Source organism: Rhodococcus sp. NPDC060086 (assembly GCF_042730275.1).
Lineage (GTDB): Bacteria > Actinomycetota > Actinomycetes > Mycobacteriales > Mycobacteriaceae > Rhodococcus.
In genome coordinates this window covers 194,998-209,988 of sequence record NZ_JBHWWZ010000001.1, presented here as the reverse complement: position 1 = coordinate 209,988, position 14,991 = coordinate 194,998, and the positions used below count along the sequence as shown (strand labels likewise).

The 14,991-nt window shown below is 66.4% G+C and carries 14 protein-coding genes; 4 read left to right on the top strand and 10 right to left on the bottom strand.

What is annotated here, in order from left to right:
• Positions 1 to 26: 26 nt before the first annotated feature.
• The 7 genes from ACFWB0_RS01030 to ACFWB0_RS01000 form a co-directional block, all read right to left on the bottom strand.
• Positions 27 to 1,175, bottom strand: coding sequence for an acyl-CoA dehydrogenase family protein (locus tag ACFWB0_RS01030; RefSeq protein ID WP_378488544.1), 1,149 nt, complete (start codon positions 1,173 to 1,175; stop codon positions 27 to 29).
• The gene (locus ACFWB0_RS01025; protein WP_378488543.1) at positions 1,172 to 2,842 is read right to left on the bottom strand and encodes a class I adenylate-forming enzyme family protein; all 1,671 of its coding nucleotides are present in this window, start codon (positions 2,840 to 2,842) and stop codon (positions 1,172 to 1,174) included. The genes ACFWB0_RS01030 and ACFWB0_RS01025 overlap by 4 nt, the downstream gene beginning before the upstream one ends.
• Before the next feature lie 29 nt (positions 2,843 to 2,871).
• On the bottom strand, positions 2,872 to 3,603 hold the full coding sequence (locus ACFWB0_RS01020) for an SDR family NAD(P)-dependent oxidoreductase (RefSeq protein ID WP_378488542.1): 732 nt from the start codon (positions 3,601 to 3,603) through the stop codon (positions 2,872 to 2,874).
• A 31-nt stretch (positions 3,604 to 3,634) separates the two neighbouring features.
• Positions 3,635 to 4,429, bottom strand: coding sequence for an enoyl-CoA hydratase-related protein (locus tag ACFWB0_RS01015; protein ID WP_378488541.1), 795 nt, complete (start codon positions 4,427 to 4,429; stop codon positions 3,635 to 3,637).
• A gap of 185 nt (positions 4,430 to 4,614) precedes the next feature.
• Entirely contained in the window at positions 4,615 to 5,391 is a 777-nt protein-coding gene (locus tag ACFWB0_RS01010) for an SDR family oxidoreductase (RefSeq protein WP_378488540.1), read from the bottom strand.
• A 94-nt stretch (positions 5,392 to 5,485) separates the two neighbouring features.
• Positions 5,486 to 6,418 (bottom strand): diiron oxygenase, encoded by a 933-nt coding sequence (locus tag ACFWB0_RS01005; protein WP_378488539.1) that lies wholly within the window; start codon positions 6,416 to 6,418, stop codon positions 5,486 to 5,488.
• Positions 6,419 to 6,539: 121 nt separating this feature from the next.
• A complete protein-coding gene (locus ACFWB0_RS01000; protein ID WP_378488684.1) occupies positions 6,540 to 8,018 on the bottom strand; it encodes an MFS transporter in 1,479 nt (492 codons plus the stop codon).
• 158 nt (positions 8,019 to 8,176) lie between these two features.
• On the opposite strand from ACFWB0_RS01000, the gene ACFWB0_RS00995 reads away from it, so the two are divergent.
• A complete protein-coding gene (locus ACFWB0_RS00995) occupies positions 8,177 to 8,827 on the top strand; it encodes a TetR/AcrR family transcriptional regulator (protein ID WP_378488538.1) in 651 nt (216 codons plus the stop codon).
• A gap of 33 nt (positions 8,828 to 8,860) precedes the next feature.
• On the opposite strand, the gene ACFWB0_RS00990 is transcribed toward ACFWB0_RS00995, so the two are convergent.
• Positions 8,861 to 9,913 carry an adenylate/guanylate cyclase domain-containing protein gene (locus tag ACFWB0_RS00990; protein WP_378488537.1) on the bottom strand — a complete coding sequence of 351 codons (1,053 nt, stop codon included), beginning with the start codon at positions 9,911 to 9,913 and terminating at the stop codon, positions 8,861 to 8,863.
• 141 nt (positions 9,914 to 10,054) lie between these two features.
• Here ACFWB0_RS00990 and ACFWB0_RS00985 point away from each other — a divergent pair, with 141 nt between their 5' ends.
• Both ACFWB0_RS00985 and ACFWB0_RS00980 read left to right on the top strand, forming a co-directional pair.
• Entirely contained in the window at positions 10,055 to 10,798 is a 744-nt protein-coding gene (locus ACFWB0_RS00985; protein ID WP_378488536.1) for a DUF6319 family protein, read from the top strand.
• Positions 10,799 to 10,880: 82 nt separating this feature from the next.
• The gene (locus ACFWB0_RS00980) at positions 10,881 to 11,543 is read left to right on the top strand and encodes a serine protease (protein ID WP_378488683.1); all 663 of its coding nucleotides are present in this window, start codon (positions 10,881 to 10,883) and stop codon (positions 11,541 to 11,543) included.
• A 6-nt stretch (positions 11,544 to 11,549) separates the two neighbouring features.
• Here ACFWB0_RS00980 and ilvD read toward each other — a convergent pair whose 3' ends face one another.
• Together ilvD and ACFWB0_RS00970 are read right to left on the bottom strand one after the other, a co-directional pair.
• Positions 11,550 to 13,268, bottom strand: coding sequence for a dihydroxy-acid dehydratase (ilvD, locus tag ACFWB0_RS00975; protein WP_378488535.1), 1,719 nt, complete (start codon positions 13,266 to 13,268; stop codon positions 11,550 to 11,552).
• A 22-nt stretch (positions 13,269 to 13,290) separates the two neighbouring features.
• Positions 13,291 to 13,854, bottom strand: coding sequence for a TIGR03086 family metal-binding protein (locus ACFWB0_RS00970; protein WP_378488534.1), 564 nt, complete (start codon positions 13,852 to 13,854; stop codon positions 13,291 to 13,293).
• Between the two features lie 116 nt (positions 13,855 to 13,970).
• On the opposite strand from ACFWB0_RS00970, the gene ACFWB0_RS00965 reads away from it, so the two are divergent.
• Complete coding sequence (locus ACFWB0_RS00965; protein ID WP_378488533.1) at positions 13,971 to 14,966, top strand: aldo/keto reductase; 996 nt, start codon at positions 13,971 to 13,973, stop codon at positions 14,964 to 14,966.
• The last annotated feature ends 25 nt before the right edge of the window (positions 14,967 to 14,991 follow it).

The following is a 14,991-nucleotide window of genomic DNA, read 5'->3' as shown; positions in this document are numbered from 1 at the left end:
CTGCTCCTGTCGCGCTGCCGCTCTCGTCAGATCCCGAGATCCTTGGCGATGATCGTCTTCATGATCTCGGTGGTACCGCCGTAGATCGTCTGGATGCGGGCATCGACGAATGCCCGCGACACGGCGTATTCACGCATGTAACCGTAGCCGCCGTGCAACTGCAGGCATCGGTCGGCGACGCGCACCTGCAGTTCGGTGGTCCACCACTTCAACCGGGCGGCGCGGGCGGCGGTGAGCTTGCCGTCGACATGCTCGGCGATGCAGTCGTCGAGGAACGTGCGGGCAAGGTCGAGTTCGGTGGACAGTTCGGCGAGGACGAACTGGGTGTTCTGGAAGCCGGACACCGGTTTACCGAAGGCCTTGCGTTCCTGGACGTAGGCGAGCGTCGTCTCGAAGACGCCTTCGGCTGCAGCGACTGCTCCCACCGCCAGCGACAATCGTTCCTGGGGGAGGTTGTGCACGAGCTGGTAGAAACCCTGCCCCTCGTCACCCAGACGGTTCGCGACGGGCACGCGCATGTCGGTGAACGCCAGTTCGCTGGTGTCCTGCGCATGCAGACCGATCTTCTCCAGGTTCCGGCCACGGGAGAAGCCGGGAGTGTCGGCCTCGACGACCAGCAACGTCAGGCCCTTGTGCGGGTCGTCGGAGGTGCGGGTCGCGACGACGAACAGGTCGCCGTTCTGTCCATTGGAGATGAACGTCTTCGATCCGTCGACGACGTAGTGGTCGCCGTCGCGCACCGCCGACGTGCGGATGCCGGTCAGGTCGCTCCCGGTCCCCGGTTCGGTCATCGCAATGCCGAGGACTGTCTCACCACTGACGACACCGGGTAGCCAACGCGCCTTCTGCTCGTCGGTGGTCATGTCGGTGAGATAGGGCAGCACCACGTCGTTCTGCAGCGAGAACGCGATACCGGCGGCGGCATGCCCGGCCCGGTTGACCTCGTCGATCAGGATGGCGTTGTAGCGGAAGTCGTCTACGCCAGGCCCGCCGTGCTCGTCGGCGACCGAGAAGCCGAGCAGCCCGAGCTTGCCCGCTTCGGTGAACAGAGAGCGATCGAGGCAGTTCGCACGCTCCCAGTCCTCGTGGACAGGTGTGATCTTCTCGCGGACGAAACCTCGTGCAACGTCGCGGAACTGGAGATGCTCGGATTCGTGGATCAGCGCTGTGTTCATCGGGTCACCCCGGAAGCGATGGGGGCAGTGAACCGGCCGTCGGTGAATTCGGCCGCTGCTGCTGCGGTCGCCTTGTAGTGCAGTTTCTTTCCCGTTGCGGAGACGGGCAGGGATTCGACGAACCGATATGCTCGCGGTCGTTTGAACGAGGACAGCAGGTGGTGTGCTCGGCAGTGCTCGTCGAGAGCGTCGACGGACAGGCCGGGGTCGGACGCGACGATGTAGGCGACGACGATGCGTCCCCACCGTTCGTCGGGTACGCCGACCACCAGGGAATCCTGCACGCCCGGATGCTGATTGAGCGCTTCCTCGACCTGAACGGGGTGCACATTCTCGCCGCCGGAGACGAGCATGTCGTCCTTGCGGCCGACGATGGTGACGAACTCACCGGCATCCCACGTCGCGAGGTCTCCGATGTGCAGCCAGCCGTTCCGGAACTTGGCCTTCTCCTGATCGGGTGAGTCGAAGTAGGCGTTGGAGCACTTCGGTGACCGGACGATGACCTCGCCGACGTCCTCTCCGTCGCGTGCGACCACGTCGTCGGGATCGGCGAGCCGGTCCGGATACAGGTGCACCACTCGAACATCGTCGTCGGTGCAGGCGCGGCCCGCGGTTCCGGCGTGATCGGGCAGATCACTGGGACGCAGGAAGGTGTTCCAGAAACCCTCGGTGCTCCCGTAGCCGTTGAAGATCCGCGGGTTGAGCACGTCCTGGTAGCGGAGTGCGGCTTCGCGCTCGAGAGGCGCGCCCATCGTGACGATGCCCCGGAGCGTCGACAGGTCGCGGGGACGCTGCTCCTGCGCGGTAGCGAGCATCGCGAGGTTGGTGGGTGCGCCGATCAGGAAGGTCAGGCCGAGTTGCTCGACGAGGTCGAGGACGCGATCGGGATCGAAGGTGCGCAGCGGCACCACCTGCCCGCCGATGTAGAACGTCGGGTTCGGTCCGCCGGAGTACAGCCCGCCGCGGTGGAACCACGGGGTCATGTTGAGCGTCTTGTCTTCGGGATCGAGCGGGAAGTGCATGATCACGTCATGTGCGCTGAGGATCTCGATCATGCTGTTGAGCGGCACACCCTTGGGCATACCGGTGGTGCCGGAGGTGTACAGGCGGGTGGTTTCGTCCCAGACGGTCCGGTGCAGCGGCGGCAATGCCACCCGGTCGGCCGGAAGGTCGCGATAGCGGATCACGGTGGCTCCCGGGACGGAGAGAGGCTCCCCGTCGCCGACTACGATCACCACCTCGGGTGTGTGCGACGAGTGTTCCAATGCTTCTCGAACATTCGACGTGAGTTCGGTGTCGTAGACGAAGACCTTGGGCGTGCTGGTGTCGAGCACGAACGCAGTCTCGCCCCCGGCCAGCCGAAAGTTGACCGGTGAGCCGACGGCGCCTACGGCCTGTGTCGCGAGGTACAGCTCGGCGAACTCGATTCCGTTGAACAGCTGGTATGCGACGACGTCGCCGCTTCGGACGCCTGCGTCGGCGAGGCCGGTCGCGATCCGATCGACTCGTTCGCCGAGCTGCTTGTAGGTCCACTGCTGCCCGGTGTCGGGGTCGGTGACGGCGACCCGGTGCGCGTAACGCCCGGTGTTGCGCCGGAATCCGTTGAGATACGTGAAGTCGTTCTCGAAGTACTCCCGGTAGGCCCGGGCGTTGTACGACGCGGTCATCTTGCTCGTCCTGTCCTGGTGAGGGCCGCTCAGCCGGCCATGGTGAGGCCGCCGCTGACGCTGATCACCTGTCCGGTGATGAATGATGCGGAATCGGAAGCGAAGAACAGCACCGGAGCGGCAACCTCGTCGGGGCGGGCGAGCCGCCGGAACGGGATGGCCTTGATCAGTGCCGCTTTGAGCTTCTCGTCTTGTGACTGGAACAGCGGTGTGTCGGTGGGGCCGGGGCACACGCAATTGACGTTGATGCCGTGCCGGGCCATTTCTCGCGCAAGCGATTTGGTGAGCGCGATGACGCCGCCCTTGGCCCCGGCATAGATGGATTCGCCCGAGCTGCCGACGCGGCCGGCGTCGCTGGCAAGGTTGATGACCCGCCCGCCGTTACCTGCCTCGATGATGCCGGGCAGGAATGCGCTGCAGATGTTCACCGGACCGAGGTAGTTGATCGCGACTACCTTCTGCGCAAATTCTGGAGTCGCGTTGAGGAACTGGTCGGTTCGGTCCCATCCCGCAGCGTTGACGAGGATGTCGGGGACGCCGACCTGCGCGTGAGTGTGCTCGCGGAGTGCGTCGACCTGGGCGCGGTCGGAGATGTCGACCGGCAGCGCGGTGATCAGCTCCGGATTCTCTTTCGCGGTGGCCTGGGCGGCCGCGAGGTCGAGATCGGCGGCGATCACCTTGTCGCCCTGCGCAGCGAAGGCGAGTGCAATGGATTTGCCGATGCCGGAACCGGCTCCCGTGACGAGTGCGATGTTGCTCATGTGGATTGTCCTCTGGGCGTGGAAGATGCGGTCAGGCCTTGACGTACTTCGCGAAGTCGGCGGGACGCTTCTCTGCGAATGCCTGCGCTCCCTCGAGGCCTTCGTCGGACTTGCCGAACAGGTCGAGTGCGGACATCGCGAGGTTGCTCAGGCCGGCCTGATGGTCGGTGTCGGCGTTGAACGACTGCTTGAGGAAGCGGATCGCGGTGGGGCTCTTCTCGGCGATCTCGGCGACGACGGCCTTCGCCTCGTCGAGCAGCTTGTCCTGGGGGACAACCCAGTTCACGAGCCCCCAACGCTCGGCGGTGGGTGCGTCGTACTGGCGGCACAGGTACCAGATCTCGCGGGCGCGCTTCTCGCCGACGATGCGGGCGAGGAAGGCGGAACCGAAACCGGCGTCGAACGATCCGACACGGGGGCCGGCCTGGCCGAACTTCGCGTTCTCGGAGGCGATGGTGAGATCGCACAGAACGTGCAGGACATGCCCACCGCCCACTGCGATTCCGTTCACGGCAGCGATGACGGGCTTGGGGACGTCGCGGATCAGCTTGTGGAGATTGCCGATCTCGAACATGCCGCTCTCGGTGGGGCCGTAGTCGCCGGTCTCTGCGCGCTGCTTGACGTCGCCGCCGGTGCAGAACGCCTTCTCTCCGGCGCCGGTGAGGATGATCGCCGAGACGCGGGTGTCGGCCCAGGCGGAGCGGAACGCCTTGATCAGTTCTTCGACGGTCTTGCCGCGAAAGGCGTTGTAGCGCTCGGGGCGATTGATGGTGATGATCGCGGCGGGGCCGTCGATTTCGTAGGTGATGTCGTCGAAGTCGGTCATGGTGACTCCCTGGTCGAGGTGAGGGAATGAATGCTCATTCACTGGCTATGAAGCTACATTCACTCACGCGGAGTGTCAAGGGTCACAGCTGCGGCGGCCGTAGTGTGTGCAGCCGAAAACACCCCGGGCTGCAGGAGCGCCCAGGGTGGTGAGTGTCGAGGCGGAAGTGTCCGCCCGCGGAGCTGTTACCGCGAATTGAGCGCCATGAAGCGCGCGGGCACCTCACCGCCGCCGTGGACGGCGAGATCGGCGCCGTTGACGTAAGACGCAAGCGGCCCGGCCAGGTACAGGCACGCGCCCGCGATATCGGAGGGAACGGCCATCCGCTGCATGGGCAGGGTCTTCGTCACCGCCGCACCACCGTCGTCGCCGTAGACGTGGGCGGCGGCCTCGGTGCGGATCAGCCCCGTGGTGATGTGGTTGACCCGCACTTGCGGAGCCCATTCGAGCGCAAGGGCCTTGGTCAGCGCGAGCAGGCCGGCCTTGGCTGCCGTGTACGCGGCGGTGCCGGGCTGGGGATCGTGCGCCGACACGCTGCCGATGTTGATGATCGAGCCGCCGGTGGGCTGGGTGCTCATCACCCTGTTCGCGGCCTGCGCCGCATAGAAGGGCGCAGAAAGATTGAGCGAGACGATCCGATCGAAGAATCGTGTCGAGACCGTCGCGGCGTCCGCGTCGGGGGAGCCACCCGCATTGTTCACGAGAACATCGAGGCGACCGAATTCGGCGGCCGCGGCATCGACGACGGCCGCGGCCTGGTCCGCGTCGCGGATGTCGGCGGAGACGAACGAAGCCGTACGGCCATCCGCTGCCGGGAGGGTCTCGGGCTCGGACCGCCCGCACACGAGAACGTCGGCGCCCGCGGCGAGGAACGTCTCGGCGATGACGAAACCGATGCCCTTCGTCCCGCCGGTGACGACGACTGCGTGTCCGGTGAAGTCGGCCGGGTTCGAGATGCTCATGGAAGCGGAGAGTAACGGCGCGGCCGATCGCTCGGTCGCGCCGTTCCGCTCAGTGGGTGGTGTCGCGTTCCGCTCAGTGGGTCGGTTTCTGCGGTCAGAGCAGATGAACCTTCTTGTAGAGGATCTTCGACGGGCCGCCGACGAGGCCGACGCTGTCGAGGAAGGTCATGAGCTTCGCGCCGGACTTGCGCACCTTGTCGTGATGATGCTTGTTGCCCTTGGCTTCCGCGAGGGCGCGGTCGCGGTCGAGACCGGCGTTGGAGTACACCGCGGGGTGGATCATGCTCTTGACGACGAAGTACACGACCACTGCGGTCTGGATGCGCTCGAAGGCCAGACGCGCGCGGCTCGCGCCGGTGAGCCGCCGGGTGACTTCCTCGCGAGCGAATCGGATGTGCCGGGCCTCTTCGAGGACGTGGATCCTGCTCACAGCGCGGGTGACCGGTTGCACGCGCTCGTCGCGCATGAAGTCGCGCTGCATCATGTCGAGGATCTCCTCGGCGGCCATGACCGAGGCGTAGGCGTTGGCGCCGCGGAAGTAGTGCCCCCACAGGCGTCCGAGCTGGTGGATGTACTTCGGAGGGCCGTAGCCGGGCATGCCGAGACGTTCGCCGGCGCGCGCGAACATCACGGAGTGGCGGCACTCATCGGCGACCTCGGTGAGCGCGAACTGCACGTGGCTCGAGTACTTGTCGCGGTCGTACACGTCGCGCAGCAGCATCTGCATGAGCAGGACCTCGAACCACAGGCCGACGCTCGATACGCTCGCGGCCTCGTGCTTGGTCAGTTCGATGCGCTGCTCGTCGGTGAGCTCGTCCCACAGCGCGGTGCCGTAGAGCGTGCTCCACTCCGGCGTCATGCCGAATTTGTCGTCGGGGATCGGTGCCTCCCAGTCGACCTCGATGACCGGGTCGTACGACTTGCGGGCGGACGATGCGAGCAGGCGTCGCGCGGTGTCCTCGCGGTCGGAGATCGGGAGTCCGGGAACGAAACCCTTGCTGTTCTCGCGGGTGAGCGATGCGGTCATGCCTCCACCTTTAAGTGTGACGGTAAGTAACTGTTAACTCGAGACTACAGTGACGGCGCCCACGACACAACGCCCACCGCCGAAGTGGCGATGGGCGTTGTGAACCGGCGAACCGGCAGGGTCAGGTGCGAGAGGGGGCCCAGAATGCCGCGGCGACCGCACCGACCAGCAGAATCGCCGCGAGCGCCCACGACGCTTGCTGCATGCCGACGAGGAACGCATCGCGTGCGGGTCCGATGAGGGCGTCGCCTTGCGGACCGGCCTGTTCCGCGACCTGCAGGGCGGCGGCGAGCGAATTCTCCACGGCCCCGCGAGCCGGTTCCGGGAGCATCTGGGCAGTCGGTGCGATCTGGTTGCCGTAGGCCGCCGCGAGAACGCTGCCTGCCGCGGCGACTCCGATCGCTGCTCCGATCTCGCGCGTGGCGTCGTTGACGGCCGACGCGACACCCTGCTGGTCATCAGGGGTATTCGTGACGATCGCGTGCGTCGCGGGCGCGGTGCAGAGTCCGAACCCGACGCCGGTCACCAGCATCGTCCATGCGGCATCGAGATACGACGACTCTGCGTCGAGAATTCCGATGAAGATCATCGACACCCCGATCAAGCCCAGTCCGAGACTGACGAGTATGCGCAGACTGATCCAGCGGAGCAGGGCAGGGACCGCGAAGGACAGGGCCATCACGACGAAGAAAATGGGTGTCAGCGCGACGGATGCCATCAGGGGGGAGTAGCCGAGAATGAGTTGGAAGTACTGCACGATCAGGAAGAACATCCCGAATCCGGCGAGGAACTGCAGGTTCAGGCAGGCGGCGCCCACGCTGAATGCGCGGTTCGTGAACAGGCGCATGTCGAGCAGTGGTTCGTGCGCGCGCAGTTCCGCGAACACGAACCCCACGGCGGCTGCGAGGCCCACCACGAGGGCACTGATGGTCACCGGGTCGAGCCAGCCGCGGTGAGGTCCCTCCATCACGCCGAGGACGAACAATCCGACGGCCGCGATAGCAAGAATGCTCCCGCCGAAGTCGAAGCGTCCGGGATTCTCCGCCCGCGACGACGGGATGGTCAGCGCCATCGCGACGAGTGCAACGGACGCGACCGCGAAACCACCGAAGATCAACTTCCACGAGGTGTATTCGAGGATGACCCCGGACACGATCATGCCGACGACTGCGCCGGAGGCGGCCACCCCCGCCCAGATGCCGATCGCGCGTGCACGGTGCTCCGGCGAGAATCCCGTCGTGATCAGTGACAACGTGGCCGGCATGACCAGTGCCGCGCCGATTCCGGCGACCCCGCGGGATGCGATCACCCACGTCGGCCCGTCGGTGATCAGCGGTAGCGCCGACCCCAGCCCGAACACCACCAGGCCGACGATGAGAATGCCGCGCCTGCCGAACCGGTCGCCGAGCGCGCCGGCAGGGAGCAGAAGGGCGGCGAGGGCGAGCGTGTAACCGTCGACGATCCAGGTCAGCTGGCTCTGTGTCGCTCCGGTGTCGACGGCGATGTCGGGCAACGCGGTGTTGAGTGCCGCCATCGCCGCGATCACCGCGGACACCGAAGCACATGCCACCGCGAGGAGCCACAGCTGCGACCAGTTCATGCGAGCGGCGGGAATGTCGGACTTCGGAGGTGCTGATGCTTCGGGCACGGTTGCCTTCCGAACGTGAAGGTGGATTTGTCGCCTTGCAAACGAGACTGCCGGTATCGTAACGGAACCGATGGTTCCACAACCAGGTCCCGGCGGAGACGAGAGAAACTGTGGGTGTGAGCGCGCACGAAGGTATCCAGACATCCCGAGAACCCGACCCCCGGAAGGCGCGGTCGCGAGCACGGCTGCTCGACGCTGCCACTGAGCTGCTCGCAACGGGGGGCGCCGACGCCGTCACGATCGACGCCGTGACCACCCGTGCAGGAGTGGGTCGTGCCACGCTGTACCGGCACTTCGCGAACGGAACCGAACTCGTCGCGGCCGCATTCGCGCGGCTGATCCCGCCGGCGCCACCCGTGCCGGAGAATGCCGACCTGCGCGAACAACTCGTCGAACTGCTCATCGGCCAGGCACGGATCGTCGAAGAAGTTCCCATCCCCCTCGCCGCGATGTGTTGGCTGGGCATGGGGCCGGAACTCGTCCACGCGAGCCGCCCTGCCGACCCGGAAGCCCAGGAACGGCCCGAGCTGCAGTCGCTGCGCGAGCAACTCGTCGAGCGCTACCGCTCGTCGTTCGACCGTGTGCTCGGTACGGAATCCGCGCGGGAGGATCTCGGCGAGTTCGACTACGATCTCGCTCTCATCCAGCTGGTCGGCCCGATCGTGTTCAATCGGCTCGTCACCCTCCCACCCATCGGCAGGCGGGCATGCGAGCAGATCGTCGACGACTTCCTCGCCGCCCGTCGCAGCGCACGCGGGTAGGGCGGCGGGATATTCGGTAACCGGGTCGCAGAGTCAGAGGGCCCAGCGTCGCTGATCCGGTGCCCGCAGAACGAACGGACGGGACCTGCGGAAGTCCTTGACCCTGAGCCTGCGCAGTGGCTGGATTCGGAACTCGTCCGGATCCAGCTCGGTGGCGAGCATCTCGTCCACCAGGATCGTGCCGGGCCGGGCTGCGCCCGTGAGACGAGCGGCGTTGTTGACGACGGAGCCGAACAGGTCGCCGAATCGTGCCAGCACCGGTCCCCACGCCAACCCCACCCGGAGTTCCGGGCTGTCCTTGCTCGCGCCGAACGTCGCCTGCAGTTCGAGTGCCATCCGCGCGCCGTCGGCCGGATCCTCGGCCGCGAACATCACCTCGTCGCCCACGGTCTTGATGACCCACCCGTTGTTTCCGACGATCGCCGCAGTGACCTCGGATTCGAAGTACTCGAGCAGTTCGTTCAGCTCGCCCGCGTCGATACGGCGGGTGAGCTGCGTGTAACCGACCATGTCGGCGAACCCGACCACGACCTCGCGAAGAGGGGCGTCGCCCTCCGGCCGCCAGACGGAACGTTCCGTGGTGCTGACGATGTGTCGCCGCCAGATGTGGCTCTGCAGGGTCTCGGCACGCATCGACAGTTGCTGCACCAGAGCGTCGATGAGGTCGGGCATCTCCTCGGGCGACACATCGGAATGCTCCTCGACCAGGTTGTCGAAGAGATGGGTGTTGAACAGGGTCAGTTCCCACTCGGCGAGTCGCGAGATGGACTGGCCGAGCGACCGGGCTGCCGAGAGCTCGAGGTTCTCGTTGATCACGCCGCTGCCGACGATCGCCGCGATATCGCGAAGTGCACCGACGTCTCCGTCGGTGAACATTTCCGCGTCGGGTTCGGGATCGACGGTGAATCCCAACGCCTGCCACAGTCGACGCACTCGTGCGGGGGCCATGCCTGCCATCGTGGCGACCTCGTCCACGGTGTAGCGACGTTCGCCCCCGAGCAGGCTGCGTTCGAGCTCCCGCTGGATGACGGACAGCATGTCGGGGCCGGGACGCGATGGTTGCTCCGGCGAGTTCACATCCGTCATCTTTCCTTGTCGTGGTCCGGAGCACACGCCGGGTTCCCCTGTGACGAGACGACCACCGTGCGTCCGCGCGGACAGCGTGTCGTACAGGTGTGCGAGAGTGGGCGCCGTCGATCGCACAGTAGAGCCGAGAAAGGACGTGGCATGCCGCCCCGTAGACGTGCGGACCATCTGACCGACGAACAACTCGAGGAATTGAACTCCGCCCTCGCGGAGGGTCGCCGCGCCACGGTATATCTCGTCGAGGGGATCTCCAGCCTGGGGCTCGAGCCGGGTACGTCGGCGCGGGTCGTTTCGATCGCGGGAACCACGGTCACCGTCCGACCCAAGGGTGTCAACGACGAGCTTCCCTTCGAAACCGACGAACTGCGTTTCACGCGGGACGTAGCGACGAAGTCGTCGCCGAAACCTGCTCCCGCGAAGACGCCCGCCGCCACCAGAGCACCCGCCCCGAAAACCCCCGTAGCTCCCGTCGCGAAAACCGAATCCGCACAGCCCGCCCCCCGGCAGGCAGCCAAGGAGAAGACCACAGTGACCTCCACCCCCGCAAACCCGCCGGCTGCCGCCGAGCCCGCCAAACCCAAGGCACCCGCCAAGCGTGGCGCCAAGAAGCCGGCCTCCATCAGCATCACCGTCACGATCGACGCCGAGAGCGAATGGACGGTCAGTGTCGCGCAGGGCACGAGGAAGATCGGTAAGCCCGCGGCGGTCGCCCCCGATGCCGTCGAACGCGCAGTCAAGGAACTCGGCGACGAGACCGCGATCGAAGCGGTGCACTCGGTGATCGACGAGGCGCGCCGCACCGTGGAGGAACGCGTCGCACAGTTGAGCCGCGAACTCGACGAAGCCCGTAAGGCGCTCGAAAGCCTCGGCGCCAACCCCGCATAGTGCGTAAACCTCTAGTACTGTGACGGCGCTCTAGTACTCTGACCGCGGAGACGGTCGGGCCAGATCGCGTTGGAGGGGCATGATGTTCAGAAGACTTGCTGTGGTATTCGCAACCGCGATTGCCTTGGTCGGCAGCGGTGCGGCGGTGGCCACGGCAGCCCCTCCCGTTGTGCTCGGCGGCGGATCGGGCATCACGCTCGGCAACGGCGACGAGAACATGTACGACTGCACGCTCACCACTATCGGACACGATGCGGCCGGTCGGCTCGTCGGACTCACTGCCGCGCACTGCGGCGACCCGGGGATGACGGTCAAGTCCGAATACGACATCGCTGCCGGGACGGTGGGCCGCATCGTGTCGACCAACGAGACGCTCGACTACGCGGTCATCGAGTTCTACGGCGACAGGGTCACCCCGGTCAACCGCGTCGGCAACGTCACCATCACCGGGCTCGGTTCACCCGCGGGCTTCCCCGATATCGCCTGCAAGGAAGGCCGCACCACCGGCAACACCTGCGGCATCGTGTGGGGCGACGTCTTCGGCGTGCAGGAGACGTGGACGCAGGTCTGCGTCATCGAAGGCGATTCGGGTGCACCGCTCGTCGTCGGCACCACCCTCGTCGCGATGGTCAACGCCTACCTGCTGGCACCGTGCGTCGGTCCCGAGGTCGGCACCAACATCGACGTGATCATGGCCGACATCAATGCGCGCGGGGGCGCCGGAGCAGGTTTCCGGCCGATCTGATCGGATTCATCCGCACACAGCGCCTTGTGATGCGGACCCGACGAGTTTCGTGTACTTCGCCAGAACACCCTTGGTGTAGCGCGGCGGCAGTGGCTTCCAGCCCTGCCGCCGCGTCGCTATTTCAGCGTCGTCGACGAGCACATCGAGCAGACCGTTCGCGACATCGAGTTTGATCCGGTCGCCGTCGCGGATGAACGCGATGGGGCCACCGTCGACGGCCTCGGGCGCGACATGCCCGACACACAGACCGGTGGTGCCGCCGGAGAACCGTCCGTCGGTCAGCAACAGGACGTCCTTGCCGAGGCCCGCGCCTTTGATGGCGCCGGTGATCGCGAGCATCTCACGCATCCCCGGACCACCCTTCGGACCTTCGTACCGGATGACGACCACATCGCCCGCGGTGATGGTGCCGTCCTCGAGCGCATCCATCGCCGCACGCTCGCGTTCGAAGACCCGCGCGGTGCCCTCGAAGACGGACTCGTCGAAGCCCGCGGATTTCACCACCGCACCGCCCGGTGCAAGGGAGCCCCGCAGGATCGTGATGCCGCCGGTGGGATGGATCGGATCGTTCAGCGCGCGCAGCACCTTCCCGTCGGGGTCGGGCGGGGCGATCCCGGCGAGGTTCTCCGCGACCGTCGCGCCGGTGACGGTGAGGCAATCGCCGTGCACCAGACCGGCGTCGAGCAGAGCTTTCATGATCACCGGAACACCGCCGATGTGGTCGACGTCCTTCATCACGTGTCGCCCGAACGGTTTGACGTCGGCGAGATGCGGGACGCGGGCGCCGACCCGCACGAAGTCGTCGAGCGTCAGGTCGACGTCGGCCTCGTGGGCGATCGCGAGCAGATGCAACACCGCGTTGGTGGATCCACCGAACGCCATCACCACCGCGATCGCGTTCTCGAAGGCCTCCTTGGTGAGGATGTCCGATGCGGTGATGCCGCGCCGCAGCATCTCGACGACGGCCTGCCCACTGCGGCGTGCGAACCCGTCGCGACGACGATCGGTGGCCGGGGGCGACGCGCTGCCCGGTAGCGACATACCGAGTGCTTCCGCAGCGCTGGCCATGGTGTTTGCCGTGTACATGCCGCCGCACGCGCCCTCACCGGGACAGATCGCCCGTTCGATCGCGCCGAGATCCTCTTCGGACATCAATCCGCGCGCGCACGCACCGACGGCTTCGAACGCGTCGATGATCGTCACGTCGCGTTCGGTGCCGTCGGACAGCTTCGCGACGCCAGGGAGGATCGAACCCGCGTACAGGAATACCGACGCGAGGTCGAGGCGTGCGGCGGCCATCAGCATCCCGGGCAGCGACTTGTCGCACCCGGCGAGCAGCACCGATCCGTCGAGACGCTCGGCCTGCATGACCGTCTCCACACTGTCGGCGATCACCTCGCGGGAGACGAGCGAGAAATGCATGCCCTCGTGACCCATCGAGATGCCGTCGGAGACGGAGATGGTGCCGAACTCGAGCGGATATCCGCCGCCCGCGTGCACTCCGTCCTTCACTGACTGCGCAAGGCGGTCCAGCGACAGGTTGCAGGGAGTGATCTCGTTCCACGACGACGCCACACCGATCTGGGGCTTGGCCCAGTCGTCGTCGCCCATCCCGACGGCGCGCAGCATCCCGCGCGAGGCGGTCTTCTCCATGCCGTCGGTGACGTCGCGGCTGCGGGGCTTGATGTCGATGTCGGGTGTGCTCGAGGTGGGCCTGTCGGTCATTGCGTTCCTTGCTTTCGGGGGGTCACGGCTGTCGGGGATCGCGACCGGTGAGTGCGATCAACCGGTCCTGCACGGGAGCGTCGTCGGCTATCGGTACGGGAGGCGCGAACAATCCGCTGGATGCGAGCATCTCGCGCTGAGGTTGCAAGTCGGTCCACACAGCCTCTACCAGTCCGGGATGGAGACGGTCGCCGCCACCGACGGCGCGTGCCAGATCCCAGGTGTGCACGGTGATGTCTGCGACTTGTTGCTTGAGGTAGTCGAGGCACGGCACGGTGCCGTACGACAGGTGTACCGGCGCGTCGAGCGGGGTGGTGGCCCACGCTGCGGTGGCGTCTTCCGCGTACCGGTGCCACTCGGTGGCGAGGTCGTCGCGGATCGGTTCGAGTGTCGCCTCCGCGTCTGCGAGGGCGAGTCCTCCCAGAATGGGCGCGACCCACCGCTGTTCGTCGACCACGTGTCGTACGAGGTCGGCGACGTTCCATTCGGTGTCGGGAGTGGGGGCGGACCAGTCGGTGATGTGTGCGAGACGGGTGTCGAATTCGCGTCGGGCGGTGTGTTGAAGTTCAATCCAGTCGATCGCCATGAACCCAGCGTAGGCGCGGCGCAGTTTCGATCACTGTGATTCTCGAACCTGCGCGACGGGGCATTGTGCGAAAGGATCGTCGTGTTCCGTGTTCGCCTACTCGAGGAGAGTGCTCGATGCCCGTTCCCACCGTGGAGCTTGCACCCGGATTGACCGTCAGCGCTCAGGGCTACGGCGCCATGTCCGTCGCCCCGGTCTACGGCGCGGTCGATCTCGACGAGGCCCTCGCGACGCTGCACCACGCGGTCGACATCGGTGTCACGTTCATCGACACAGCGAACATCTACGGCAGCGGCACGAGTGAGCAGGTTGTCGGAAAGCTCCTCGGTGAGCGGCGCGACGAGGTGCAACTCGCCACGAAGTTCGGTCTCGTCGGAGGCCTCGGGAATGGCAACCGGGCGATCAACGGGCGCCCCGACTACGTGCACGAGGCCATCGACGAGTCTCTGCAGCGGCTCGGTGTGGACGTGGTGGATCTGTACTACCTGCACCGCGTCGACCCCGAGGTGCCGATCGAGGAGACCGTCGGCGCGATGGCCGAGCTCGTGAAGGCAGGGAAGGTGCGCCACCTCGGTCTGTCCGAAGCGACCGGTGACGAGCTGCGGCGCGCGCACGCCGTGCATCCGATCGCCGCGATCCAGTCGGAGTGGAGCATCATCTCGCGCGATGTGGAGCGCAACGTCGTGCCCGCCGCGGTCGAGCTCGGGATCGGCTTCGTTCCGTTCTCGCCCGTCAGCCGCGGACTGTTGACCGACGCGTTCGAGCCCGGACAGATCGGCGACGGCGACCTGCGTCATCGCTTCCCGCGGTTCGACGCAGCGGCGCTCCCCGTGAACCTGGAACTGCGGGCGAAGGTGCGGGCTGTTGCCGACGAGGCAGACGCGACCGTCGCGCAGGTCGCGCTGGCGTGGCTCGATGCGAAGGGTCGTGCGTTCGGCCTGCCGTCGGTGTCTATCCCCGGCACTCGGTTCGCTGCGCGCGTCACGGAGAACGCGGGAGCTGTCGACGTGACGCTGACGGAGGATCAAGTCGCTCGTCTCGATGCCCTTGCCGGTCAGGTGGCCGGTGAGCGGGCCTCGGACCCGACGTGGGTGTCGCTCGGGCGCGAGTAGTTACTCGACCTAACGAACTCCGGCG